This is a genomic window from Streptomyces sp. NBC_01454 (assembly GCF_036227565.1).
GTDB lineage: Bacteria > Actinomycetota > Actinomycetes > Streptomycetales > Streptomycetaceae > Streptomyces.
This window is the reverse complement of sequence record NZ_CP109462.1, coordinates 17344-42232: the sequence shown is the minus strand read 5'-3', so window position 1 is coordinate 42232 and position 24889 is coordinate 17344. Positions and strand designations below refer to the sequence as shown.

The 24889-nt window shown below is 69.5% G+C and carries 29 protein-coding genes; 10 read left to right on the top strand and 19 right to left on the bottom strand.

Going from position 1 to position 24889, the window contains the following annotated elements; translation table 11 throughout:
• Positions 1-12: 12 nt before the first annotated feature.
• From OIU81_RS40010 to OIU81_RS39995, 4 genes are all read right to left on the bottom strand, one after another.
• A complete protein-coding gene (locus tag OIU81_RS40010) occupies positions 13-822 on the bottom strand; it encodes an AP endonuclease (protein WP_329155728.1) in 810 nt (269 codons plus the stop codon).
• Positions 819-1712, bottom strand: coding sequence for a hypothetical protein (locus OIU81_RS40005; RefSeq protein ID WP_329155727.1), 894 nt, complete (start codon positions 1710-1712; stop codon positions 819-821). The genes OIU81_RS40010 and OIU81_RS40005 overlap by 4 nt, the downstream gene beginning before the upstream one ends.
• Entirely contained in the window at positions 1712-2404 is a 693-nt protein-coding gene (locus OIU81_RS40000; RefSeq protein ID WP_329155726.1) for a hypothetical protein, read from the bottom strand. The genes OIU81_RS40005 and OIU81_RS40000 overlap by 1 nt, the downstream gene beginning before the upstream one ends.
• 197 nt (positions 2405-2601) lie before the next feature.
• Entirely contained in the window at positions 2602-3717 is a 1116-nt protein-coding gene (locus OIU81_RS39995) for a hypothetical protein (protein WP_329155724.1), read from the bottom strand.
• Positions 3718-3897: 180 nt separating this feature from the next.
• Here OIU81_RS39995 and OIU81_RS39990 point away from each other — a divergent pair, with 180 nt between their 5' ends.
• Both OIU81_RS39990 and OIU81_RS39985 read left to right on the top strand, forming a co-directional pair.
• Positions 3898-5208 carry a helix-turn-helix transcriptional regulator gene (locus OIU81_RS39990; protein ID WP_329155722.1) on the top strand — a complete coding sequence of 437 codons (1311 nt, stop codon included), beginning with the start codon at positions 3898-3900 and terminating at the stop codon, positions 5206-5208.
• 91 nt (positions 5209-5299) lie between these two features.
• The gene (locus OIU81_RS39985) at positions 5300-6124 is read left to right on the top strand and encodes an SDR family oxidoreductase (RefSeq protein WP_329155720.1); all 825 of its coding nucleotides are present in this window, start codon (positions 5300-5302) and stop codon (positions 6122-6124) included.
• 108 nt (positions 6125-6232) lie between these two features.
• On the opposite strand, the gene OIU81_RS39980 is transcribed toward OIU81_RS39985, so the two are convergent.
• From OIU81_RS39980 to OIU81_RS39950, 7 genes are all read right to left on the bottom strand, one after another.
• Complete coding sequence (locus tag OIU81_RS39980; RefSeq protein ID WP_329155718.1) at positions 6233-8131, bottom strand: hypothetical protein; 1899 nt, start codon at positions 8129-8131, stop codon at positions 6233-6235.
• A 154-nt stretch (positions 8132-8285) separates the two neighbouring features.
• The gene (locus OIU81_RS39975) at positions 8286-8612 is read right to left on the bottom strand and encodes a hypothetical protein (RefSeq protein ID WP_329155716.1); all 327 of its coding nucleotides are present in this window, start codon (positions 8610-8612) and stop codon (positions 8286-8288) included.
• A gap of 103 nt (positions 8613-8715) precedes the next feature.
• The gene (locus OIU81_RS39970; RefSeq protein WP_329155714.1) at positions 8716-9348 is read right to left on the bottom strand and encodes a TetR family transcriptional regulator; all 633 of its coding nucleotides are present in this window, start codon (positions 9346-9348) and stop codon (positions 8716-8718) included.
• Positions 9349-9642: 294 nt separating this feature from the next.
• Positions 9643-11697, bottom strand: coding sequence for an NAD-dependent DNA ligase LigA (ligA, locus tag OIU81_RS39965; protein ID WP_329155712.1), 2055 nt, complete (start codon positions 11695-11697; stop codon positions 9643-9645).
• Positions 11698-11812: 115 nt separating this feature from the next.
• Positions 11813-12337 (bottom strand): hypothetical protein, encoded by a 525-nt coding sequence (locus OIU81_RS39960; protein ID WP_329155710.1) that lies wholly within the window; start codon positions 12335-12337, stop codon positions 11813-11815.
• Positions 12338-12431: 94 nt separating this feature from the next.
• Complete coding sequence (locus OIU81_RS39955) at positions 12432-13100, bottom strand: GNAT family N-acetyltransferase (RefSeq protein WP_329155708.1); 669 nt, start codon at positions 13098-13100, stop codon at positions 12432-12434.
• A gap of 190 nt (positions 13101-13290) precedes the next feature.
• A complete protein-coding gene (locus OIU81_RS39950) occupies positions 13291-13632 on the bottom strand; it encodes an HU family DNA-binding protein (protein WP_329155706.1) in 342 nt (113 codons plus the stop codon).
• A gap of 816 nt (positions 13633-14448) precedes the next feature.
• Here OIU81_RS39950 and OIU81_RS39945 point away from each other — a divergent pair.
• The 3 genes from OIU81_RS39945 (at position 14449) to OIU81_RS39935 (ending at position 15898) form a co-directional block, all read left to right on the top strand.
• The gene (locus OIU81_RS39945; RefSeq protein ID WP_329155705.1) at positions 14449-14904 is read left to right on the top strand and encodes a MarR family transcriptional regulator; all 456 of its coding nucleotides are present in this window, start codon (positions 14449-14451) and stop codon (positions 14902-14904) included.
• Complete coding sequence (locus OIU81_RS39940; RefSeq protein WP_329155703.1) at positions 14904-15224, top strand: replication initiation protein, RepL2; 321 nt, start codon at positions 14904-14906, stop codon at positions 15222-15224. Before OIU81_RS39945 ends, OIU81_RS39940 begins: the two co-directional genes overlap by 1 nt.
• Positions 15225-15697: 473 nt before the next feature.
• Entirely contained in the window at positions 15698-15898 is a 201-nt protein-coding gene (locus OIU81_RS39935; RefSeq protein ID WP_329155701.1) for a hypothetical protein, read from the top strand.
• A 420-nt stretch (positions 15899-16318) separates the two neighbouring features.
• Here the strand turns inward: OIU81_RS39935 and OIU81_RS39930 are convergent, their stop codons facing one another.
• The 3 genes from OIU81_RS39930 to OIU81_RS39920 form a co-directional block, all read right to left on the bottom strand.
• Positions 16319-16642: a DUF6087 family protein gene (locus tag OIU81_RS39930; protein ID WP_329155700.1), complete on the bottom strand. Its 324-nt coding sequence runs from the start codon at positions 16640-16642 to the stop codon at positions 16319-16321.
• A gap of 113 nt (positions 16643-16755) precedes the next feature.
• Positions 16756-17421, bottom strand: a complete 666-nt coding sequence (locus OIU81_RS39925) for a hypothetical protein (RefSeq protein WP_329155699.1) — start codon at positions 17419-17421, stop codon at positions 16756-16758.
• An 80-nt stretch (positions 17422-17501) separates the two neighbouring features.
• Complete coding sequence (locus tag OIU81_RS39920; protein ID WP_329155698.1) at positions 17502-17900, bottom strand: hypothetical protein; 399 nt, start codon at positions 17898-17900, stop codon at positions 17502-17504.
• 665 nt (positions 17901-18565) lie between these two features.
• On the opposite strand from OIU81_RS39920, the gene OIU81_RS39915 reads away from it, so the two are divergent.
• The 4 genes from OIU81_RS39915 (at position 18566) to OIU81_RS39900 (ending at position 20449) form a co-directional block, all read left to right on the top strand.
• The gene (locus OIU81_RS39915; RefSeq protein ID WP_329155697.1) at positions 18566-19048 is read left to right on the top strand and encodes a hypothetical protein; all 483 of its coding nucleotides are present in this window, start codon (positions 18566-18568) and stop codon (positions 19046-19048) included.
• Positions 19049-19265: 217 nt separating this feature from the next.
• On the top strand, positions 19266-19646 hold the full coding sequence (locus tag OIU81_RS39910) for a DUF6907 domain-containing protein (RefSeq protein WP_329155694.1): 381 nt from the start codon (positions 19266-19268) through the stop codon (positions 19644-19646).
• A 244-nt stretch (positions 19647-19890) separates the two neighbouring features.
• Complete coding sequence (locus OIU81_RS39905) at positions 19891-20277, top strand: hypothetical protein (RefSeq protein WP_329155693.1); 387 nt, start codon at positions 19891-19893, stop codon at positions 20275-20277.
• Complete coding sequence (locus OIU81_RS39900; RefSeq protein WP_329155691.1) at positions 20270-20449, top strand: hypothetical protein; 180 nt, start codon at positions 20270-20272, stop codon at positions 20447-20449. Before OIU81_RS39905 ends, OIU81_RS39900 begins: the two co-directional genes overlap by 8 nt.
• A 134-nt stretch (positions 20450-20583) precedes the next feature.
• Here the strand turns inward: OIU81_RS39900 and OIU81_RS39895 are convergent, their stop codons facing one another.
• A complete protein-coding gene (locus OIU81_RS39895; protein WP_329155690.1) occupies positions 20584-21165 on the bottom strand; it encodes a hypothetical protein in 582 nt (193 codons plus the stop codon).
• 162 nt (positions 21166-21327) lie between these two features.
• Between OIU81_RS39895 and OIU81_RS39890 the strand changes: the two genes are divergently transcribed.
• A complete protein-coding gene (locus OIU81_RS39890; protein ID WP_329155689.1) occupies positions 21328-21822 on the top strand; it encodes a GNAT family N-acetyltransferase in 495 nt (164 codons plus the stop codon).
• A gap of 464 nt (positions 21823-22286) precedes the next feature.
• Here OIU81_RS39890 and OIU81_RS39885 read toward each other — a convergent pair whose 3' ends face one another.
• The 4 genes from OIU81_RS39885 to OIU81_RS39870 all read right to left on the bottom strand — a co-directional run bounded on the left by OIU81_RS39885 (position 22287) and on the right by OIU81_RS39870 (position 24875).
• A complete protein-coding gene (locus tag OIU81_RS39885) occupies positions 22287-22988 on the bottom strand; it encodes an SAM-dependent methyltransferase (RefSeq protein WP_329155688.1) in 702 nt (233 codons plus the stop codon).
• Between the two features lie 52 nt (positions 22989-23040).
• Positions 23041-23346 (bottom strand): hypothetical protein, encoded by a 306-nt coding sequence (locus tag OIU81_RS39880; protein ID WP_329155686.1) that lies wholly within the window; start codon positions 23344-23346, stop codon positions 23041-23043.
• Positions 23347-23430: 84 nt separating this feature from the next.
• Positions 23431-23937 carry a hypothetical protein gene (locus tag OIU81_RS39875; RefSeq protein ID WP_329155684.1) on the bottom strand — a complete coding sequence of 169 codons (507 nt, stop codon included), beginning with the start codon at positions 23935-23937 and terminating at the stop codon, positions 23431-23433.
• Positions 23922-24875, bottom strand: coding sequence for a nucleoside 2-deoxyribosyltransferase (locus OIU81_RS39870; RefSeq protein WP_329155682.1), 954 nt, complete (start codon positions 24873-24875; stop codon positions 23922-23924). Before OIU81_RS39870 ends, OIU81_RS39875 begins: the two co-directional genes overlap by 16 nt.
• Positions 24876-24889 lie beyond the last annotated feature (14 nt).

Below are 24889 nucleotides of genomic sequence, written 5' to 3'. Positions count from 1 at the left end.
CGGATGGACACCCTATGGCCTTCGTGGGGGAGCCCCGGAACGCTGCGCCCACCACCGGCAGGCCTCCCGGTGTCGGTCCAAGCACGCCTGGGCGGTGCGGGGTTGACCGGTCCACTCGACGGCGACCTCGATGCCCTGACCGCTACCGACCCGGCCCCGGGCCCGTCTCGCCACCAGTGCGCGGGCCGCCGCGTCCAGGCCGCTTCCGTCGTCGGACAGGTGCAGCACCCGGGAGAGATCGAGCACCCGCTCCAGCGTCTCGTCCCCCTCACCGACTGCTGACGGCAGGGCGGCGGCGAGCTGGGATGTGTCGGCCAGCACCCGTAGCCGGGGCCAGCGTTCCAACAACGTCTCCAGGGCGTCCAGCGCGGCGGGTGCGAGCCAGCCGGGATGGTGGAGCTCCACCAGCAGCGGCAGCCGGGCCGCCGGCAGCTCGCCGGTGAGCATGGCCGCCAGCAGCGGCCCCCGGGGCACGGTGCGGCCCAGCAGTCGTACCCAACCGGCGCCGATCGCGGCGGCCGCGGCTGTCAGGAGCTCCAGCTCGGTCCGGGCCCGGGCCCGCTCGGGGGCGGACAAGGCGAACAGGTCGGCCAGGTCCAGGTCGGCTGTCACCCCGGTGACCGGCACGAACGACTCCCCGCACCGACGCCAGTGCGCGAGCACCTCCGGTGACTGCCGGACCAGGTCGTAGCCGCGCGGTCCGCCCCGCAGATGTACGAACGGAACGCCCTGCGCTCCAGCCCACTCCAGCAGCTCCGGCACGTCCATGCCCCGCACGCCGATGCTGTAGAGCCCGATGCCAGCCGCGCTCACGCCGCTCACGCGGTCCTCCAGTCCAACAGCAGGACCGGTTCGGCCGGGCGGCCCGGGGCGTCGAGCAGGGCGAACAGTTCCGGCGCCTTGTCGCCGGGCACCGTCCGGCACCAGAACGTGGCCAGGGCCGGATCGAGATGCCCGGTGAGCCAGCGGCAGGCTGTGGTGAACGCGGCCTGGTACGCGTCCTCGGCGGCGGGTGCCAACTCGTGCATGCCCACCACGCTCCAGCCGGCCCGGTGCACCTGGAGCGCACCGAGTGCGTCGCCGTCGGCGGGAGTGCCGAGCAGGCCGAGAATGCCGCCGGGCGCGGTCAACGTGGCCGCGCTCGCCGGGACGCCGGCTGCGTCGATGACCAACCGTCCCCGCCCGGCGCCCTCCGACGGTACACAGATCACGCCCGGAGCCCGGCGGATCGCGGCGTGCCGATGCGCGGTCACCACCCGGATGCTGGTGGCGCCGCGGCGGGACAGCTCCAGCACGCAGCCGAGCGCGACCGGTCCTGACCCGACGACCACCACGTCGCTCAGGTTGTCGGTGGGCACCCGGTCCAGGCCCAGGCAGGCCATCTGCTGGAACCGGGCCAGCGCCACCATCCCAGGATCCATCCCGGGCGGCGCGGTCACCGCCCCGGGGCAGGCCGGCTCGAAGGCGGCGCCATGCGGCACCGGGGCCAGTACCCAGCCCGCCGCTTCGTCGGCCCGGCCGAGCGTCATGTATCCGGCCTCGCGGTCCGCCCCCGCCAGATGCCGCCGCTCGGTGCCGGGGCTGAGCACGCTGAACTGGCCCGCCACCATGCCCGGCCCCGGCACCGCCGCCGCAACCAGGCGCGCCCGCCCCTGCCCGACGCGGATCCGCGCTCCGGTGTACCGGCGCGCCGCGGGCTTCTCCTCGGACATCAACGGACCTCCATCGACTGAGCTGGTGTGCTGGAGTCGGCCAGGTCCAAGACTCGGCTTGCGATCGCGTCGGGGGCTCCCCATGCCGCGTGCAACGGCAGGGCGCGGGCCAGCGCCCGCACCCGGTCCTGACGGCGGGCGGCGGCCGGGCCGTCCTCGAACTGGCGCAGCACCACCGGACTGTCGTCGAGTAACCGTTCCAACAGGTGACCGCTCGCCCGCCACCACACCGTCGCGGCCGTGTGCGCGTCCAGCACCTCGACCGCTCCCGCGCCGGCCACCGGGTCGCCGTCCACGTCCACCACGACAGCCACCGCCACCGGGCCGGCCTCCACCGGCGCGGACTCCCGCAGTCCGGGAAGGTGGCCCAGATCCACCCGGTCCCCGCCCAGCGGCGGCAGCGCGAGGTCGGGGAACCAGCGCAGCGTAGGTCCGCTCCGGGCGAGGAACCCGGCCGTGCCACCCAGCACCCGGGCCCGCTGGTCAGGCTCGGAAAGGTCCACCAGCGCCACGTCACCGGCAAGGACCCGCCAGCCCCGGCGCACCAGCGCCAGCGCGACGAGCGATTTGCCCGCACCATGTCCGCCGAGCAGCACCACGACCCGGCCGTCGGCCGGAAACCGCAACGCCACCGCGTGCAGACACAGCGTGCCGCAGGCCAAATGCAGCAGATGCAGATGGGCGTTGAGCAACCGCCGAGCATCCCCCACCGACACACCGCCCGGCAGAAGTGCTGCGCCCGGGCCGACCCCTGGCCGAACTCCGCCGGGCAAGACACCGGGCAGGTGCGGGACTATCTCATCCCACCGGGAGCCCAGCGCCGCATCCGCCTCCACCCACAGACTCCGCCCGGCGCTCACCACCTCGTACGCGCCCCGCCCCAGCCCACTCACCGGCCACGCCCTGTCCCCGGGATGACGTCCTGAAGAGCACGCCACACCGGCGCCGACGGCAGTTGCTCCACCGCCACCCGCAAAACCGCCGCCGGAACCCCGGACATCAGCCCCTCCAACTGCCCGGCCCCGGCAACCTGATCCGCCAGCCGCGCCCCACCCATCAGACCCAGCGGATCGCTCACATACAGCAGCTGCTGCGGGACATGAGCAGCGCGGACCACCGCCCGATGAAGCATCCCCGCGTCCGCCCGGACGCCCTCCCCGGCGGCCGCGTCACCGTCCACGATCACGACCGCGCCGAGCGGAACAGGAGGCGAGTACGCAATCCCGAGCGCAGCACGGTGCTGCGCCGGCGTGAAAAGGAACCGGTCGCGCCGCACGCCGGCTACAACGGTGCGCTCACGCCTCCCGCCGTCGATATCGCCGACGAGCTCGGCGGGAACCGCGACGCGGGTCGGCCACCCCATCACCGTGCGGTCCGGGCCGATCAGCACCAGGTCGTCGGCCAGGAACCGCGCACCCAGCTCCCGCACCGCCCGGTGGGCGAGCGTGGACTTCCCCCCATGGCGCCCCGCCAGGAACACCAGCGCGACGCCGTCGACGGCGACCGCCGAGGCGTGCAGCATCCGCGATCCCGATGCCAGCAGCCGGGACGCGAAGAACACCCGCCCCAGATAGTCCGCCCAGCGCAGACCGACCACCTCCCCCGAGGCCACCACGAGCCGCGTCACCTGCTGGCGCGAGTCGACCTCCATCAACACCGGCGTCGCCCCCGGCCGGTAGCACGCCGCCACCCGCAGCACCCCCTCATCGACGCCCACGACCGCCAGGCGTCGCCCTCCGTACGGCAATTCCAGGACCAGCCGGCCGTCGAACAGGCCGCCACGATCCTCGACCTCCGGGCCGCGCTCCTCGACCTTGAGCGTCCACTGCGTCACCACGTCCGGGGAAGCAACGGAGCAAGCAGGAACCAGCATGCCCAGCACGGATCCGAGCACGTCCGGCGTCGGCGTCTCGATACGTAACCGAACACCGTTCAACTGAGCAACGCCGTGGCCGTTCGCCGATTTCTCCGCGGTGCGGTCGCCAGGCGTGATGCCAAGAGTCATGGGACTTGTCCCTCCAGCCTGAACAAGTTCGCGCGGACGGTCACCGCGGGCGCGGTCGGCCCGCGGAGTCGATTACAGAGCAACAGAGCCGATTCGCAACAGTGTTCGGGTGTCATCCCCCTGTCATCCCACCCGGTGATTACGCCTCGGCGAGGTGGTCCGGGGTGCTTCCATGAACTGGTGGACGAACCCATCCGGCATCCTCTGGCCTACGCACGGTGGCTGCACGGCTGGTCACAAGCCGAACTCGCCCGGCGCATGAAAGAGGCGGCCCGACGCCGCGACCGCCGGGCCGGCACCAGCCGCCAACGCGTCTCCTTATGGGAGAAAAGCGTCATGCCGGACGAGTTCTCGCAACTGCTTCTTTCCGACATCTTCGATGTCCCGTACGACCAGGTGACCGCGTTGGGCTGGCCGCACTGGTTGCCCGGCCACGAGACCCCCGCGCCCCTCGGAGCGGGGCTGACCGTCACCGTCCTGAGAAAGGCCGCGCAGATGGCCGTCGACCGCCGCACCTTCCTGACCTACACACCGGCCGCACTGGGCGCCCTGGCACTCGAATGGGCCACGATCGACCCGGCACTGGCCGCCAGTTCCACCAGCGGACGCCCGGTGGATCCCGCCCTCGTCGACTGGCTGGAGAGCTCCGCCCGTAACCTGACCAGCCTGCCGACCGCGCACCGCCAGCACACCGGGCCGCTCCTCGACGGACACCTGACAACCGTCGTCGAACTCCTCGAACAGGGCAGCTACGGCCATGCCGTCGGAATTCGGCTGCACTCTCTTGCCGCCTCTCTCAGCCAAACCCTCGCCTGGCACCGCTTCGACTACGAACACCACGCCGCAGCCAACCGGTACTGGCACGCCGCCGTCCACGCGGCCCACCAGGCCGGCGATAGGGACATGGGCGCCGGAGCCCTCTCGGACATCGCCTACCAGAGCATGTGGCTCGGCCATCCCGGCGCCGCCGCCGACAGCCTCGAGCACGCCCTCTCCCGCACCACCAACCCGACCGCCCGGTCCCTGCTGTTCCTGCGCAAAGCCCGAGCACACGCCATGCTCCACGAAGCCCGAGCCTGCTACCGCGACCTCGCCCAAGCCGAAAAACTCCTGGACTCGACCACCGAGACGGCACCCCAGTGGTGCTCCTGGATGGGGCCGGCCGACTTGGCGGTGGATACCGGCAGGTGCCTGATCGACTTGGGGCAACCGGGCCGCGCCCACGACCAGATCAGCCAAGGACTCACACTGCTGCCCACGGCACGGGACAAGACCAAGGCAGTGTTCCTCGCCTACGAGGCAGAGAGCCTGCTCGCGCAGGGAGACATCGCCCAGGCCGCGCACTTGGCTCGACAATCCCTCGGCCTGGCCCAACAGATCGGCTCCTCCCGTTGTATCCAACAGGTCCGCGACCTGTCCGCCACCTTCGACCCACTCAGCTCGGAGCAGGGCGTCGACCGCCTGTTGTACGACGTGGCGTTGACGAGCTGACCTTGTCCGCCAGGAAGATCAGGAACGGTGCGATCCGAGAGGGTTCTCGGTTCCACGGTTCGGGGCCGGGTTGGAGCCTACGGTGGCGTGCATGACAGTTCTGATCGTCGGCGGCAGCGGCTTTCTGGGGGCCGAACTGGTCCAGCAGGCGAGAACGGCGGGCCATAAGACGGCTGCTACGTACGTGACCAAGCCGGGCGACGGCTCCTCAGCGGCGTGGTACCCACTTGATCTGCGGGACGTTGGACGCCTGGAAGCCGTCATGGCTGAGGTGAGCCCGCATCTCGTCCTCAACGTGTCGAGTGGCGGGGCCGACTGGGCGATTACGGCAGAGGGGCCCATCCAGCTCGCGATGGCCGCGGCGAGGTACGGAACCCGCATGGTCCATGTGTCCAGCGACGCGGTCTTCTCCGGCGCCCGAGTCCACTACGACGAGTCCTGCCTTCCCGACCCCGTCACTCCGTACGGCGCGGCCAAGGCTGCGGCAGAGACCGGGGTCCTCGCCGCGCATCCGGGGGCCCTGGTCGCCCGTACATCGCTGATCATCGGCTACGGCCGTTCCGAACACGAGCACATGGTCCACAAACTCGCCGCCGGCTGCGACGGCGCCCTGTTCACCGACGACATCCGCTGCCCCGTACACGTCGCCGACCTGGCCGGCGCACTGCTGGAACTGGCGTCGAGCGACGCGGCGGGCATCCACCATCTCGCAGGAGCCGACGCCTTGAGCCGGCACGAGCTCGGCACCCTCATCGCCAGGCGTGACGGGCTCGATCCCTCCTGTCTGCCCACGGGTCTGCGGGCTGAGAGCACCCTTCCCGGAGCCCTCGACGTACGCCTCGACAGTCAGGCGACCCAGCGGATCCTGCGAACCACACTGCGCGGCGCCCGACGGTTCTGCACCGAGCCCGCGTAACCGCCCGCGCACCACGTCAATATCCTCTCCGGGGCCTCCCCGGTGGTGCCCCCGCGGAGGCTGACCTGGCACGCGCCGCCCGGCGTACGGCCCCCGCACCCACAGAGTTCAGTGAGTGCGGGAGTGGGGGCGGCGCGACGGACGGGCGATCGGCTTTTCCGGGGCGATCGCGGGTGCCTCGGTGCACACCGTATGGGCTGCCAGCGTGAGCGCCCGATTTTCCAGGACGCTGGCGTTGTGGCGCCGCTGCGAGAGGCTGCGCCCGCGACGGGCGGTCCGGGCACCACGCTCTTGCGAAGCCTGTACGGCAGCGGGCCGACCGCGGGGGTGGAGACGGTAGAGGTTGTGGACGTAGGCGCGGGACTGCGGTTCCCAGATCCGGCCGAGGATGTGAGCGATCCAGGCGGCCGAGACGAGAGGGGAGACGGTGTCCGCGATGAGCTGCGTCTTGTTCCGGATGCCCTCGCCGCGGCCGACATGGGTCCACGGGAAATCGCCCCGGAATCCGACGGCCCGCCCGAGGTCGGCGTGGGTGTGCTTGAGGCCGTCTTCCTCGCGCGCCCAGCCGTAGGCGGTGCCGGTCACTGTCGTCCCCGGCTCGTCGGCCTTGAAAGTCCCGCCGCCCTTCGGCCGGCCGGTGGCGGGGTTGATGCCGCGTACGCCCCGGGTGACGACCTTGTGGCCCTTGTCCCAGCCCATGCACGCCGCCCAGGTGGTGACGGGGAACGGCTCGCTGGGCCGGTAGTCCACGAAGGGGCGGGTGTAGCGCATGGCCACCATGAAGGTCCGGTTCTTCTTCGAGGCGGTGCCGTAGTCGGCGGCCTCTACCAGGGAGAAGTCCGTGTACTCCCATCCGGCGCCGTAGAACTCCGATCTGATCGCTTCGACGACGTACTGCGCTGCCGGGGACTTCAGGAGATTCGAGGACTGCTCCATGGCCACCCACTGGATGTTGCCGTGCCTCGCCTGGAGCGCGAGCGGCCAGATGACGGCCTCCGCCATCAGTCCGGTGCGCTGGTCCTCCAGAGCCGCCAGCGGTGCGCGGACTTCGTCCCAGGTCGCGCCGGTCGGCGGGGCGTAGCCCTCCATGCCGTCACCCGCGTCGTCGACGACGATGAAGCCGGCCGCGACACCGGCGTCGCTGATCACGTCCTCGACGATCCCCATGGCCTCCTTGGCCAGACCCGCGAGCTTGCCGCCGGGGGAGAGGGTCTGGCACGGGGGCGAGAGGATCACCGCGACCACGTACCGCAGCGCGGGGTGCTCGGGGGCCAGTTCGGTGACCGACGCGCAGATCCGCCGGAATCCAGCGGCCTGCGCCGTGGCGCACGCGGCCGGTGAGTTGTCCACGCCCACCATGTCGACCGGCTCGCCCAGCACGTGCTCGATGCCCTCGCACCAGCCGCCCGGGCCGGCGAACAGGTTCACGATCCGGATGGGGGCGCCCGGCTCGGGGCTGTAGAGCCACTCAACCGGCCACGGTCCGGCCAGTTCTGCGCGTTCCTCGTCGGTCAGGGCATCGATGTAGCCGTCGCGCTCGGCGTCGTCGAGCAGGTCGATGTCGGCCACGGGCAGACCGAGCGCGGCCTGCATCTTTGCGACTGCGGCCCGGGCCCGCTCCTTGACCCAGTACGCCATGTGAGCCCGCGCCCAGATCGTATGGCTCGCTTCCTCCAACTCCCCCCGGTACGACCATCCTTCGTCGGTCACGGACTGCGGCAGCCGCCACCGGTGCGCTCGGCCGATGGCCTCATACGCGTCACGGACCTCGTCTGAATGCGCTTCGGCGGCTGCCAGTGCTCTCTCGCGCCGTGCCGTTGCGCGGGCGAGCTGCCGCTCCGCCTCGGCCAGCGGACAGGGATTCCCTACCTGTCCGCAGCCTTCGCCGTCCATGACGCCGGGTGCGCCGGGGTCGGAGAAGGTGACGGGTACTGGTGGAGCGGCTGTCCCTGTCGGCGTGGGAGGGGTGGGGCGGGAGGCGGCCGGCGGGACGGCGTGGTGGAGCATTTCGTTTCCTGGGAGCGGCTCGGCGGGAAGCGGGGGCCGAGGCGGGGAGCGGCCCGGGTTCGGTCCGGGGCGGGTGGAGAGGCGTCAGCGCGCCGGTGGCGGGCTGGTGGATTCGGTCCGGGAGGGGCCGGGTGCGTGGTCGGCGTGCGAGGGGTTACTGCTCGACTTCTGTGTGCCCGCGCGCGACGTCGCCGTCGGCGAGGCGCTGAGCTTCACCGATGGCGTGCAGAGGGTGAGTCCACACCGCGTGCGGCAGCATGCGTGCCGGGTCGTCCACCACGGTCCAGCCCGTTCCGGTCCACGCGAAGGTCGTCAGGCCGACGCCGAGACGGTGGATGGCCCACTGCCACGGGCTGTCCGGTCCTCGGCGATGGCGGGAGACGGTGATGTCACGCAAGGCGCCGCTCGGGCGGCAGCGGATGACGAATTGCGGGGCGAGGTCCAGCAGAGCGAGGTAGAGACGCTCGCGGTCTCCGGCCACCTGCGGGCCGGCTCCATCCGGGAGGGGTAGGCGATCAGAATGCGCGGGCAGGGGCCCGGACTGGCCCGCTGCTTGGTCGTCGCTGGCCGCATCAGTCACGAGATCACGCCGCCTTGATGCTGTTGACCAGCAGCGACGCGAGGCAGTCGCGCAGTTCGTCTCGTGTTCCCCAGGCCGCGAACCCGCTCTCATGGGTGGCCGCCGACGCCAGGAGCGTGACCAGGGCACCCGCCAGGACCTTCGGGCGCATCGTGGACCATGCAGAGGGACCCTGCCGCTCCATGGCCCTGTCCAGGGGAGTTCCGGCGGCGCTGAGCAGCTGGTTGCGAACCTCGACGAACCGCTCGTCCCCCTCGGCCGCTTTCGCGTCGATCGCGCGAATGACCGCCTGGCGCGTCTGCCAGAAGCCGAACAGCCGGTCGATCACCTGACGCGCGTCGGTCAGTCCGCCAATGCCTTCCGCCGCCGCGGTGTCGGATGTCAACTGACTGCTCTCCTGGATGACGTGATGGGCAACCAGCTGAAGCGCGTCCTCGACGCTGGAGAAGTACTGGTAGAAGGTGGCGGGCGAAGTACCCGCCTGACGGGCGATGTCGATGACCTTGATGTCACGGAAGGGCTGCGAGCTCAGGATGTGCGAGAGGGCATCGGCAAGCCGCTGCCGGGTGGCAAGGGCGCGCTCGCCGACGATACGTCCGTCGACGGCCACGGCGGGGCGGGTCGTATTGATGGTCATGGTGTCCTTCGAAACTGCTTACGGCGGGGTGGAGTTGCCGAGCGGGAGTTGCGCGCGAGAAGTGGCGCGCCATTCGGCGGTCAACTAACTAAAACTCTACCGTCATAAATCCAATTAAGCAACATCCGGGAGGTGGGTGCAGGCTCAGCGGCGCGCTGTCGGCCGGCCCGGAGCTCGCGGGCGGGCACCTTGGCTCGCGTAAGCCGAAGAGCAGGTACCGGTCCGGCGTGCGGGGCGGCAGAGCGCCGCGGGGCCGCGCCGCGACGGCGCGGCCCCGCGGACGGATGGCACGGATCAGTCGAGATAGCCCTCGATCAGTTCGGCGAAGGCCTCCGGCGTGAGGACCTCCACACCCAGAGCCGCCGCGCTGACTGCCTTCGAACTCAGCCTGCCATTCGCCGCGGTGGCAGCGACGAGGTAGTCCGTCTTGGCGGTGACGCTGCTGCCCGCCCGGCCGCCGGCCTTCCTGATCAGGGCGGTCATGTCACCGCGCCCCAGGCCGTCGAGAGGCCCGGTCATCTTTCCGGTGACGACCACGGTCTTCCCGGTCAAGGGCTTGTTGCCCGCGTCGCCGGAGTCCTCCTGCGGCTCGGTCATGTTGACGCCCGCAGCGATGAGCTTGTCGATGACCGGGGCCTGCTCGGCGATCTGCTGGACGATCACCGGTGCCTTCTCCGCCCCGATGCCCTCCACCCCACGCAGCGCCGCAGCATCGGCCTTGCGGATGTCCTCCATCTTGAGGAAGTAGGCGGCGATCCGGCGGGACATGCTCCGCCCGGTGCCCAGGATGCCGAGTGCGCAGAAGATCCGGTTGAGCGGCAGCGACTTGGCGGCCCCGATCTGCTCGGCCAGCTTGGCGCCCCGCTTCGCGCTGCCAGCGGCGGCGGTGAGCTGCTCGACCGTGAGTCCGAACAGGTCGCCGATGTCCGCGACGGCCCCGGAGCCGACGAGGGCCTGGACGTACCGCTTGCCGAGACCGTCGATGTCGAGCTGGTCGCGCCCGGCGGCGTACTCGATCAGCGCGGGCAGGCGGCACGCGTTGCCCTTGACGCAGCGCCAGCGCTTCTGGGACTTGTTGATCGCGTCCCCGCAGTTGGGGCACTTCTCGGGCAGCGGAACCGGCTCGGCGCCGACCGGCCGCAGAGAGACGACCGGTGCTTCGACCCTCGGGATCACATCGCCGGCCCGGTGGACGGTCACAGTGTCGCCAAGGTGGAGATCGCGGCGGCGGATGTCGGCCGGGTTGTGCAGCGTGGCCCGGGAAACGGTGGTTCCGTCCACCTCGACCGGCTCCAGTTCGGCGGTCGGGGCGATGACCCCGGTACGGCCGACCTCCCACACCACGGCCTTGAGCGTCGTCATGCGCTCCACGGCGGGCAGCTTGTAGGCGATGGCCCAGTGCGGAACCCGGCTGCCGACCCCAGCTGCGGCCTGCTCGGCCGTGTCGTTGGCCTTGATCACCACGCCGTCGACCTCGAACGGAAGCGACGGCCGCAGCGCGGCGATCTCATCGACCCGCTGCTGCGCCTCGGCCAGAGTGGCCACCACGCGCACTGAGGTGGGCGTCTCCGCGATCGTCTGAACGCCAGCGGCGGCCACCGTCTGGAGGATCTCGGTGTGGCTGGCCCCCTGCGGCAGGAACGGATGTCCGGGCAGATCGACCGCGCCGTACGCGAAGAAGGTCATGGGGAGCTGGTAGGGGCGGTCCTTGGCGGCAAGAGTGCCCGAGGCGCCGTTGCGCGCGTTGGCGAAGACCTTCGCGCCGTGTTCGACGCGCACCGTGTTGGCGTACTCGAACTGCGTCCGCGTGAAGAGCACTTCACCGCGGACCTCGAACGTGACCGGCTGGGGGAGCTGGACCGGCAGTCCGACGATGGTGCCGATGACGTGGCTGACGTCTTCGCCGTGGCTGCCGTTTCCACGCTTGAGGACCTGGACCAGCAGACCGTCCTGGTAGCGGGCGACGATGGCGTTGCCGTCCAGCTTCACCTCGGTCGCCCAGCCTCCGGACACCGGGCGGCCCAGCCGCCGATCCACGGACGCCCCCCAGGAGTTGAGTTCCGCCGGACTGAAGACGTTGCTGAGCGACAGCAAGCGCGTGGTGTGGGCGACGTCTCCGACCGAGGCCGCACCTGCGCCCACCTTGCTGGTCGGGGAGTCGTCCACCACATCCTGCGGGTGGTCCGTCTCCCAGGCCTCGATGTTGCGGACGAGCTGGTCGTAGGTCGCGTCATCGAGCGGGCTGTCGCCGTCGCCGTAGTAGGACGCGGCGGCCTCACGGGCCTGTCGCACGGCGGTCTGGTACTCGGAAGAGCTGGAAAATTCCGTTCCGGCGGCAACGGTAGTCATGGGTGGGAATCCTTTCGCAGGGGTCTGACAATGGGCCGGCAGTGCTGGTCAGCGCTGCCGGAGGAGCGGGAGGACCGTCGGTTGACGGGCCGCCCGAAGGTCGGCGTGAGGGGGATCAGCGCTGGTTTGCGGGACGCCTGTTGTCAACGGCGGTGGCCAGGTGGGCCAGCTTGGTACGGAGGGTCAGGGACGTGGCGACGTAGTCCGCCGTCGCCTCGGGGTGTTCCGTGTCGAGCAGCCATTCCTCCACGAGGGCGAGGCGGCTGCGCAGTGTGGTCTGCTGCTGCGCGAGCTGGGCGGGGGCCGGGTCTACTGGTGCGGGTAGTTCAGGAGCCCGGCCGGTGACGGGGGCCAGGACCACTGCGGTGAATCCGCGAGGCAGGCCGGTTTGAGGGTTGTCGGAGGCGAGGGTCTCGGCATCCTGGAGGGCGAGAGCAGCATCGACAGGCACGTCGGTGGCCGCAGTGCTCGCCGGGTCGGCGAACTGTTCGCTGTCGACGAAGGCCAGGACTGCGATGTCGAGCAGATCCGTGATGTGTTCCAGAGCGTTACGGGCCGGGCCGGGCTTGGTCCGGTGCCGGACGACGGCCGCGAGAGCGTCGGCGATCACAGCAGCGTGCTGCGCGGGAGTGGTGGTCAAGGAGATGTTCCTCAGAAAGCGCGGGGTGTGGTGAGAAGGGCGGAGGACGGCCGCCTGCGGGCCACCGCCGAGGTTGAGTGCCGACGGCCGGGTTTCAGGTGACCAGGCGTCCGTTGCGGTAGCGCGCGGATGGCGGCAATGAGCAGCCGGGGAGCAAATCGGTGACGATGGCCGCCGGGGCCCCGGGGACTGTGGCAAGCCCGACTCCGAGATCGAGACGCTTGACGGCGCTCAGGTGGCCGGGCATTTTCCGCTCCTGCAAGGCAGGGCCGGGCAGCGCGACGATGAGACGTTCCTGCCCCGCGCTGTAGCCGAGCCGCGTGTAGAACTCGGTCATCGCGGGCGGGTGTTCCAGAGTCAGCAGACGGAGACCTGCGTGGCGGCCGTGCTGCTCCGCCATGTTCAACAGCCCGGTCGCGATGCCGTGGCTGCGGTGGCCGCTCGCCACCGCCACGCCCCCGATGTACAGCACGCTGCGCACCAGCGACGGGCGCAGTGGATGGGTGTCGGTCCAGCGCGGCGGGCTGGCCATGAGCGCGCCGACGACGCGGTCACCGCTTCGGGCGATCAGGCACAGGCAGTCCCCGTGCGTCAGCCTTCCCGGCCGTAGCGCCAGGGCTGTCAGAACGAGGGGCGGCACGGGGTGTCCTGGGTTGACCAGGGACAGAAGGTCAACGAACGAGTCGACGTCACGGAAGCGGGCGCGCCCGATCCGGATTCGGGGTGATGGATCGGAGCGATCGGAAAGATCGATTTCGGGCATGCGGGGTGGGGTCCGTCCGGGTGCGAAGCGGGAGATGCCGTAGGGAGCGGGGGTGTGGGTGCGCGTCAGCCCAAGCGAGGAGTGAAGCGCCCGCCAATGCTCAACCTGCGTGTGTAAATCCATTTATGCAACCTCTGAGGTTGCCTGGCCGGGCGGGCCGCTGGACGGCCCGCCCGAGGCTGCCGGCCGCTCAGGCGGCGAGGGTCACGCGAGGCCGCTTGCGCGCGGAACTCTGGCCCGCCGGGGGGACTGCCCGGTCGCCGCGCACCATCTCGGTGAATGCTGCGCCTGGGCTGAACTTCACCCTCTTGCGCGCGGGGACCAGGACCTTGTTGCCGGTCTGGGGGTTGCGTGCCCGGTGAGCGGGGGTGGTGACGGCCTGGAGGGTGCCGAATCCGGTGACGGAGACGGCGTCTCCGCTGACGACGCGTCGGATCAGGGTGTCCAGTACGACGTTCAGGGCCGCGGCGGCCTCCGGCTTGGAGATGCCGCCATTGGCTGCGATCTCGTCGATCAACTGCTGCTTGTTCAAGGTGGGCCTCTTGGATGTGGAGCGTCTGCTTTCGGAGAAGTGGCGTACGCCTTCCCTCCGATGCTTCTAATTCTACTGTCATAAATCCATTTACGCAACTACATGACGAAGGGTGTGTGACCTCGTCCTGCCCGGCGACCGTGTGGAGATCGGCTCGCTGATCGATCGCGGGGCCGTCCGCGCGTCTGGGCGGGCCGCGGCCGGTGGGCACGGGGTGGGGGCTGACCTCGCTTCGCGTGCGGCGCCGTACGCAGGTGCGGCACGTGGACAGCAGCAGCGTTGCTGAGTCTCGGGTGGCTCGGGCCGTGACGGAAAAACCCGGAAGCGTGGCTGAGGTCGGTGCGGGTGCCGCCGTGAGGCCGTGGCCGGCCGCACGGCTCGGTGGCCTCCCGCCGGTTGAGCTGCACCTGCCGCGCCGCGGTCCTGCACGGGTTGTGGTCGATGTCGCCACCGGGTCCTCGATGGCTGGGCAACGGGGGAAGGTTGCGCGACGCGCCGGACGCCGCAGGAATGTTGTGAACGTATGGGCGGGTGGTGGGACCGGTCCTTTGTGTATACAGAGAGAGCCACGCCGAGAAGCCCTCTGACCTCGTGTTTTACCGGTTTGGATACCGGCTCCAAGATCGGATATGCCGGTTGGGGGACCGTCTTATACCGGCTCACCGAACAGTTCATTCAGATCACCCAGTCCCTATATCCGGACCCTCGGACCGGCATAGATGTCCTAGGAGTACATGTCCTGCTAGTTCACGGATCCTGCGCGAGGTAACGTGACGCCTGTACTCATGGGACATGTCGAGGGACCGGAGATTCCCGATGCCGCGCTCCGCGCACCAACGGCACGACGGCCGCGGCGAGCCGCAGACCCGCTTCGGCTACATCGACTCCTACAGCACCATCGACAACGCACGGCTCGAGGCCCTGGCCGCGGTGCCCAAGAAGGACGGCGGACTGACCGACCGTGAATTCCGGATCCTGCAGTGGTTCGTGGGGGCCACGCCCGGATACGACAAGCCCGTCATGAAGACCACGGCGTTCATCGCCAAACGCAACGGGATGACGGGCGACGCGCTGGGCAGGATCATCCGCACCCTCGTCAAGCGCCGGCTGCTCTTCTTCGCAGAGGAGTTCGGCCGCCAGAAGTTCTACAAGGTGACCCCCTACCTCTCCAGCCAGGGGTCCTCCGCCGAGCAGCGCGAAGCCATCCGGGCGTATAACCCGCCCGACATCCCAGGCCTCGGGAACGGGCCTGTAAGGGGGGCCGTGTCGTGATGACCGCCGATGACCCGCAGGTACTGGCGCGAGAAGTGCTGCGCCGCTCCGAAGAACTCACTCCCAACCAGCGCCTCATGCTGCAGCTGTACGCCATCATGCCGAAAGAGCCGGGCGGCGCGGTACGCAAAACGGCTCGTGAACTGGCAGAGGACTGGCTGGGCTGGACACCGAGCCTGTTCTCCCGCGTCCGCGGCCAGCTTGTCGAGGACGGCTGGCTGGAGTTTGTCGACAAGCTCTCCAACTCCCCCATCTACCGCCTCGGCGAGCGCGCGACCGGCCAGCGCACGGTCATCCAGCTCCGCTCCCGCACGGCCTGACCCGCCGGCAGCGGCAGGGTCGCCGAGGGTGGGCACCAAGGGAAGGCTCGGCGCCCAGAAAGATCATGACCATCTCCTTGTGATGGTCTGCGGGGGAGCGCCAGTAGTTGGACATCGTCAGCAGAGAAGGAAGACCATGAAGGAAGAAGCCGCAATCGAGAGCGCTCGGGGAGTCTGGCCAGAGGCGGAAGGATTCGAACCTGCTCCCGGCGGCTGGACATTCCGTGTGGGAGCCGGCTACGCGTGGATGACGGACTCCGGCCATGTGTCAGCCGACCCAGAAGGACTCCGGAGCCATGCACGTCAGCGCATCACGACCAACCTGACTACCCGGCGATGACGGATAGTGCTGACCCGCTGCTGACGTGAGCGACGACATCCGGCGTCCTTCCCGATCCGACAACCACCTGGTCCGTGCAGGCCCGCTGCGGCGGGCCTGACAGATCATCGGTGAGCGGGCAAGATCAGGTGCTATGAACGCTGGAGAGATACCTGAGCATCCGCCGATCTACGACCGTCTGGTCAAGGAGCGCGGCGACGTCCTGGCCGAGACTCGGAGCGCGGCCGAGCAAGCACAGCTTCATGCGCGGCAGGCACTGGACTGGAGCGGTCTGCGGCCGTCCGCTCAGCAGAGCGTGGAACTGGGAGAGCGCTCCTTCTCCGCCTTCGGCTGAGTCGGCGCAGACCTCACCCCACTTCATGTCCCCTTCCGGCGCCACCACCGGTGCCGGGTCGCCGGGGGCAGCGCCGGAGGATCCGGCACGCGGGGCGGAGCCATCAGATCCGGAGCCAGGCCCACCCTGTCCGGGTGAACGCAGACCGGAACCTCGTCACGCGTGTAGCGGTGTCCGTCCTTCTCGTTGAACGGCCACGCGGCGTTACTGGGACGGTCGGCCACCGCGAACCGGTGGCGCGGCAGCCGCAGTGCCGGGCAAATGCCGCAGCAGCGGTGGTCGGACTCCGGGTCGATGAAGGGCGGCTCGAACCCGGAGCCATCCATCCGTCAGCGCTCACCGGCGGCGTGACGCACGGATGTACCTGTGGGGTACACGTGGCAGGTGGCCGCGGACGGACCTTCGTTCATGTCCCGCGCCTCAGCGGTCACTGTTGTCCGAAGGGGTAGTCCGGCGATGCCGGCCCGTCCCCTTCGCCATCGCCGGGCGGTCCCATTCGGCCGGACGTTCGGCTTCGGGCTGCGGCGGATACAGCACGGCCTTGGCGGCGGCCAGGTCGACGGCGAGGCTCAAGGTCACCCACTGCGTACCGTCGAATTCCTGAATCGCGCGAGGCGCGTTCGGGTCAACATGGGCCGCGCGGTATGGCCCCTCGGTCAGGGCCACAGCCCGCAGCCGGCCCGTGGCTCGGGCGCGCCGTTCGTCACGCCTGCGCGCCCATTCCGCCAGCGGCTCGTCTTCCATGGGGCCAGGATGCCGCATCCGGCACCAGGCTCGGGCGTCGAGTGGGAAATACCTCCTGAAGGAAGGTTTGATCGAAACTGCGCACGAATCGCTGAAGGCCCCAGGCGTGGCGGCTATCGGTTGTCCTTGGCGGCGGGCACGTTCTGGTCAGCGATGACGCGGAGGTACGCGAGGGCGTCGGGCTTGCGCGAGATGGGGTCGGAATAGCTCCGGCCGCCGTCACTGGAGACGATCCAGCCGGTGTAGTCAGCGCCGTCGCGGCTGGGCGAGTGGCGGTTGGCCTCGGCCAGGATCGAGGTGCCGCCCACCCTCGGGGTGCCGTCCTCCCACGCCAGGTTGCTGTGCTGCCAGAGCAGCGGGCGCGGGTTGTTGGCGACGGCGAGGTAGTGGTCGTGATGCAGTTCGACGATGCGGTACGGAGCGGGCACCTTGGCGGAGTCCACGTCGAGCATCTGCCAGGTTTCGACGGCCTGTTCGTAGTGAGCCAGCAGCTCGGCCGACTCCTGGGAGCGGAAGTACTCAGCCATCCACGTACGGGCCGTGTCGAAGGAGTCGGTGCCGTGGGTGTGCCGGTACCAGCTGTGACTCCATTTCTGCAGCCCCGCGGCGGACAGGTGCTCGTCGGCGAACTCGATGCGGACCGGCTGAGGACCACTGTGGAAGTGGGTCACCCGGAGAACGACCTCGTCCACGGCTGCGTACTGAATGTCACGCTGCCCCCGGTGGCTGCGGCCGGTGATCGGGTTCTTGCGGGTGAACTTGATGTGCTCGGCGCGCATGCTGGCTCCGGATTGGTGGAAGTGAGCCCCGGATATGGGGCGGATTCGGTTGCGGAGGTTTCCCGCGTCGAGACGAAAGCTCACGCGGAGGGTGCCCCTTGGGACGGTCGTGACAGGTGCTCGGCCAGCCAGGCCGGTCCGGTCAGCCGCGTTGGCGAGACCGGAAAGGCAAGATAGAACTCCAGGATCCCCAGATGCCGGGACAACGGGTCACCGAAGAGGAACGTGGCGCGTCGCAGTTCCCCCTCGGGCGTCATGCCGGTGATCCGGTCCTCCGCCAGCTCGTAGGTCTGGGTGAGAGCGACCTCGATGCGCTCGCCGGCCGCGTGAAGACGCGGGCACACCTGCAGAGCGTAGGCAGCGCAGGAATGATGGAGCGGCGGTTCCAGGTAGTACTGGGCGTCCGTCTCGCCGATGAACGCCAACTGCTCCGTGGCCGCGATGTCCTGCGTGCACAGGCCGCAACGCCGCTGGGCCATGAACTGCCTCTGCCTGACCGGGCATTGCTCCCCGAATGCGGGGGTTCCGCGCCCTGGCGTGCACTGGCAAGTGATGTGACCCCCCAGCTCATCGCTCTTGGTTACGAGGATCGAGCCGTCATCGTCTGCCGGGCACCAGACGATGTTGCCGGGCACCGGCAGCCCGGCGCTGTTGCGAGGCAGCCGTGCGACGCGGGGCGGCATGGGAATAGTGCGCCAAGAAGCGCTCATGAGTGACTCCAGCGGGAAGTGAGGCGGTCGGTGAAGGTGGGTGCTCCTGGCGGGACTCGAACCCGCGCCGGGTAGGTGGGCTTGGAAAACGCGCTTCCCTGCCGGGGGCTGAGGTTCCCCAACCCTGGGGCTTTTGGCTTGCCAGGGCCCGGACCCGGTGCATCCGCAACCGTCCCACCATGTCGCCGTTCCGTTTTACGGCCGCTCTTCCTACTGAGCTACAGGAGCCTGTCTCCCACGGGAGATGACGCAACTATACAGCGATAAAACCAATTAAGCAACTAGGTTCGGTGGGGTGATCACCTCTCGATCACCAATCCCCGTTGCCCAGAAGTGAGAGCGGCGTCACCGTCACACCATCCAACCGCGGACTGTTCCCGGACTCGGCGGCAGCCATCATCAGATCCTCACCCACTACCGGAAGGGGAGGCACCGTGCCGGTCTTACGTCAGATCACCACCTGTACCGAGCCGTCGACCGTCGTCATCGAACGCCGCACCCGGGCGCAGGACCGTCCGTTGAACTACCGGCTGGAGCTTTGCCGCCGGCACCGGTGGCTGGCGAGCGGCTGGATCGGACGACGCACTGAGGCGGGCGCGGGCGGCCGGTGCGGCACCGTACTGGACTACCGGGACTACACGGCGATCGTGCAGTCCCACGCCGACTCGTGGATTCGGCCGCTGACCGCCGAAGGCCCGGAGGACCACGAGGGGGACATCGCCCTTGCGCTGCGCACGGCGTACGAGCGGCTGACCGAATGCCGAGAGCCCAACGGAGTCGCGGCAGCGATCGAGCACGCGGCGCGGATCGCGGAAGCGGTCGCAACCGGCGCCCTCCCTGCTGCCGAGGGGCAAATTCAAGTCCTGGCGGCGCTTAGCGTCGCGGAGACCCTCGACGCCTGCGCACGTGGGGCGTAGCCCACTGTTTCGACACTACGATCACGACCTCTTGCCCACTGGGGAGGTGTGCCCTGCCACCGTCCGTGGCACTGCCCAAGCTCAGCAGAGTGGCGCTGGCCGCCGGAGTCAGCCAGCCGTCGCGTCCACCGGCTGATGGTCATGATGCTGCTTGGCCGTGCGGGGCGCTGGTCCCGCCGTGATGACGCATTCAGACCACATGGCAGGATTTTGGCTCATGGATGCGAACGCTTGGAAGTCGTCGGTGACCGGCGAGAACTGCCCGCCGTGGTGCACGACCGATCACAGCGGGGAGGATGCCCGCCTCGACACGATCATTCACCTCTCGGGGGCGGCGGCGGTGACATTCCCGCCGTTGGTCAGCGGCGAGCAACTCACAGGGATATTCACGACGTGCGCGAACGAGACGTTCGAGGGACACGGACGGCGGACGCGGATCGACTTCGGGGTGCACGACCAGAACGGGAACGACCTGTTCAGGGACTACGTGCCGGTGCGGACCCGCGCCGAGCTGGATGGGGTGCTGGCCGACCTGGACCGCGTGGGCGAACAGCTGCGCGCCTGGCGTGAGCGGCTGCCCGAGGACCCCGGAGCCTGAGACCGACTGGTCCCTGCCCACGCGGTCCGGGGCAGGGACAGCCGGTCTCCTCGTACGACCGGATGCCCCGCGGCTCGTCGCCGTCGCCGTCGCCGTCGCCGTCGACGGCGACGACGGTGGCGCGGCGCGTTCGCTGTCTCACGTGCGCGAGTCGGTGGTTACGAGAGCTGTGAACCGCACCCAGGGCAGTTGGCCCTCTGCCAATTCGCCCCACGCAGTGGCCGTTTCAAGAGACAATAGCCAGGTGAACGCACTTGCCGTACGCCTCGCACCTCTCCGTGCTCGCGCCATCGAAGAGCTTGCAGACGCCCTGGCGAAGTGGGGAGCTGACGTACCTGAAGACCCGGGTGTCGCCGAACTCGCAGCTCTCCTTGCCGAAACTGCCCGTCACCTCCCGCACGACGTCGACGGGCGTGCTACCGCCACCGCGTACCTGGAGATGGCTCTCGAGCACCTCGGGGCAGCCGTCCGGCTACGCGGCCTGCTGCCCCTCATCACCTGCCACCACCTCCGCCTTGCCCTCCAGCAGGTACGGAGCTCCCATCTAGCCTTGGGGCAGGCTGCACGCTCCAACTCCCAGACCCTTGCGGAGTTCTTGGCCCTCCCGGCGAAGGATGCACTCGATGCGTGAACTCCCCCAGCGCGCCGTCCTGCCGTCGGCCGTTGGCCGCGACGTGATCCTGCTCCGGGACGAGATGTGGGAGCTGCGGCACGTCACCGGCCTGCAGGGGACCCACCAACTGCTGTGCACCGGGCGCAAGCCGGCCCCCTACCGGCCCGTGGTACTGGTGCAGATCCGCTGACCTTACGTCCGATCCACCCGCAAAAGACCTCCCGAGCCCGCGCCCGCCGGACAGCGCCCATCCACCCGCACGCTCGCGGCCACCGCGCCGGCCGACCGCGCCCCGGCCGACGTCGGTCGTCGGATAGGGCCGGGTCAGAGGAGTCCGAGAGTCGGGTAGAGCCCGATGGCGGAGATGGTGGAGGTTCCCTTGAGCCACTGCGGGTCACCGGGAACGTACGGCTCGTCGAACCGGACGATCATGGGGCTCGAAATGTGCGGGAGCGGTGGCGGGCTGGGATCGAGGAGGGTGCCCCGCCTGCCCCTGTACGTGTCGACCACGCGGTCGCCCACCCGGAGCTGAGCGTTCAGGAACCGGTGGAGGCGGTGCTCGGCGAAGGAGTATGGGGTGAGGCGGTCCTGCAGTTCGCGCTGGCGCTCCCGCTCGGAGGCGCAGGCGCGATCGCTCAACATGAGCAGCTTGAGGTCCGACTCCTCCTTGAATCGGGCGCGGAAGTCCTGGAAGTCCGCCGTGCCACCGTCGCGTGCCAACAGATCGAGGGGTTGGATCCAGACCGGACACGTGTCCGGAGCGGGGGTCAGGTCGGTGAGGATCGCGACTTGGATGGTGCTGACCTGGTAGGCGAGGCGGACTGTGCCGGCGCGGCCATACGGATCTGTCGCCTTGGACCTCAGCCAGCTGGAATCGGCGAGTGGAGTGACGTTGATGCTGTGCATTACCCCAACCCTACCGAAATAAATCCAATTAAGCAATATTCGGCTCTCCGGCTATGTACCGCCCCACCCGCCCCGCGTGCTCGTCCTGGCGCTGCCCGACAGTCACATCCACTCGGACAGGGCTGATGCGCTCGCCACAGTCGAACAGGCACTATCGGTTCCATGACCAGCCGAGCCCTCCCGCTGCTGAGTGAGGTTCCCTACGACCACCCGGACGCACGCCACCTCACGCGCGCCCTACAACTTGACCAGGTCGCCACCTATGGGTTCGCCGACGACCCCGGCGAGACCCCTGCCGCACAATTCGACCCGCCGCATGGGCTGTTCCTCACAGCTCATCGCGACGGCGTGGCGGTGGGCTGCGGCGGTGTCCGCCTCCTCGACGCGGACACCGCGGAGATCAAGCGGATGTACGTAGCCGTGACCGCGCGCGGCTACGGCCTGGGCCAGCACATCCTCGAATACCTGGAGCGCCACGCTGTCACCGTTGGCGCCACGCAGATCGTGCTGGAAACAGGCTTTCGCAATCATGGCGCTCTGGCGCTCTACCAACGCTGCGGGTACAGGTCTCGCCCGTCGTACGTGCCCGGACGCGACCCTCTGGTGAACCGCGCCCTGACCAAACAGCTGTGCTTCCCCGGCCGCAAGGTCTCGTAACCCCCCACATTCCTGCCGGTCGCCCCGCCCTGCCCCGCCGCCTGCCGACCGCCGCCCCGCTGACCGCGTCGTTCCGCCCCCGCCGGCTTCCGTGGCTCCGGGCACTTTGGCAACCGCGCCCCCGAAGCCGCAGCGCCCGTTTCGTCGAGCTAGCGCCACGAGGCCGCGGATCGCACGCCCGCCGCAGCCACTCGCCCCCGCCCTATGCGTGCTGTGCGTCCCGCAGCGTCCTTCACGCCCGTATACCCGCATTGCCGTGGGCCTGCGCCAGCAACGACGCCGGCGATGTCCGGCTCCGCACTTCGGCAGCTTGACCAGCAGCTCCGCCGCGACGTAAGGCCAGCACGGGACACTGTCCTGCCGCCTCGCTTGCCCAGCCGGTGACTGCTACCGCCGAGCCTCGTTTCCCGGTATGAGGGTGGACCGCGGCGCCCGTCTTCCCCACCCCGGCGAACCCCGTGCGGTCACCAGAGGAAGTGGTCCTTGTGCTCGGTCTCGGCTTCGATGAACCAGTGGTCGTCGATCTTGAGGATCTCCACCTCGTGGTGGAGACCATCCTGGACGACCCGGATGATGAACGCCCGCCGGCAGTCCAGGCCGCGCTCGAGACCGCCCGGCACGACCTGCGCATGACCGCCGAACAGCTGTGGCATATGACGAACTTCGCCGATCCCGCCTCGGTGTACGGGTTGTCCCTGTCGGATCCGGAGGCGGCGCTGGGCGACCACCCCGGCATACAACGAGACCTGCCTGTCCGTGACCAGGCTCGGACCACTAGCGGGTTCGGGACGCCACCGGTGCGCCACTGCAAGCCCTGGATCAACGAAGTCGAGTCCACGGAAGAACCGCAGCACTTCGGCCTCGGTACGTGCCTGGACCGGTATGCCGTGCTGCTCGTAAGTGTGAGTAACGGCCTTCCACACCTCTGGCGCGAAGTCGCCGGTGCAGTGGGACAGGCTCAGGTACGAGTTCGGGGCCAGCCGGCCCAGCAACCGGCTCACGATCGTGTACGGGTGCATGTCGTCGAGGATGAAGTCCATCAGGGCGTGCAGGCCTAGGGCGACAGGCTGGCCGAAGTCGATCCCGGCTCCTTCCACGGCCGCCAGCAGCTCGTCGGGCTGCGTCACATCCGCCTCGACGCAGCGGGGGATCCCTTCCGGGGGCACCGGATCTTCAGTCTCCAGTCGGCGGTTCAGCCGGAGTCCTGCTTGCGCTGGTCTAGTCGCCGCTGGTTCGCACGAGTGTGCCGTTGGCTCCGGCGCTGTATTCGCGTTGTTCGTTCTTCATGATCTTTCGCGCGACCTCTTCGCCGAGGTCAACACCTTGCATCTGCGCGATCGCGGCGAGGTACAGGAACACGTCAGCCAGCTCCTCGCCGGCGTCCGGCAGGCCTTTGCGCCAGGCCGTGAACGCCTCTCCCATCTCGGCGTTGAGGAGGCCGAACTCCATGGGAATGTCGGTGGTGTTGAAGCCCTTGGCGAGCTTGTTGGCCCAGGCGAGTTTCTGGGCTTCGGCGATGTCCACGGCGTTCCCCTTGTGGTGCGGTGCGGCATTCTCGGGGAACACTAACGAGGCTCGGGTGCTGTGGGGGCGGGAACGGGACAGGAGTCAGCCGGTGGTGTGACTCGTTTCCGGCGCAGTGTTGTAGGTGAGAACGGTGGCGTGGTCGGCGAGAGCGCGGAAGACCTGCTGGTAGGCGGCGGCGAGTGTGGTGATTTCGTCCAGGGCAGGTGCTTGGCCGTCTCGGGTCTTGAGGCGGTGTCGCACGGTGGTGGCGGGGGCGGTGACGTGGAGGAATACGCCGTCGCGTGCGGTGACGAGGTCGGCGAGGACGAGTGCCTGGTCCCAGGTGAGGCGTGATTGGTCCCGGTAGAGAGGGCCGTAGACGAGTTCGCTGATGAAGCTGCGGTCCAGGACCAGCCGGCCCGGGCGAACGAGGAGGTCGCGGTAGCGGCGGGTCAGGTCCTCGTGATCGGGGGTGCGCGGTGAGTGGACGCTGGTGAAGCCATGGGGGACGAGGAGGCCGGCAAGGGTGCTCTTGCCGACACCGTCGCCGCCTTCGAGTACGACGGTGCGGTGGCGGGCAATCTCCTCGACGGTCACGCTCCGGTCCATGCGGTCACCTCGGCTGCGCTGCGGAGGGTGGCGTCGACGCCGTACTGGATCATGAGGTTGCGGTAGTTGGGCTCCCGGCCGGAGGCGTGGGTGTAGGTGCTGCGCGGCAGATAGGCAGCCACCGGCAGGCCCGTGGCGCGGGCTGCGCCGATCAGGAGGGCTGCGCCGGGCGGGGTCTCGGGGCCGCAGGCGTCGACGACGATCCGGGTGCTGCCGAGGGCGGCCGTCCAGTCGTGGTGCGCGGCGGTGAGGGGATCGGTGGAGGTGAACCGGGTCGGGCCGGTGATGGTGATGTCCTGGCGGGCGGCCAGCCCGGGGAAGCCGGCGGGCGGCGGGGCGTACAGGGAGGGTTCCGCGTACACCGTCGTGGTGCTGCGGGTGCCGGGGCAGACGGGGGCCAGTGTGATCGGGGTGGTGGGGGCGGGGAGCTGGAGGGCGGCGTCGACGCAGGCCTCGATGGCGCGCTGGGCCTGGGAGTGGTTGCGGGCGGCGAAGCCGGCGTAGCGGGTGATGGCGGGCGGTTCGGCGGACGGAGCGAGTTGGGGGATACGGATGATGCGGGTGGCGAGGGCGTCCAGGAGCGGATCGGGGAAGACGGTGTGCGGGCCGTCGGGGGTGCTGGAGTAGTCCTGGAAATCGGTGGTCACCAGGAGCACGGGCACGCCGAGGGCGGCGGCGTAGCCGATCTCCATGCAGACGCCGTCGTCGGGGCTGGGGCCGTGGACGATGGCGGTGAGAGCGCGGATGCGGCGCAGGCGCTCTTGGTCGAGTTCGAACAGCCGTCGGCCCTTGACGTCGGCGACGAGGGTTTCCTCGTCGGTGTCGCAGAAGGGGAGGAAGACGTGGTCCTCGCCGGTCTTGAGGCTGAGGTGGTGGGCGAGTTGGGCGGCGAGGGCGCGGTCGTGGGCGGCGAAGAGCCGGTGGGCGAGGTAGTGCATCGGGCGGCCTCCTG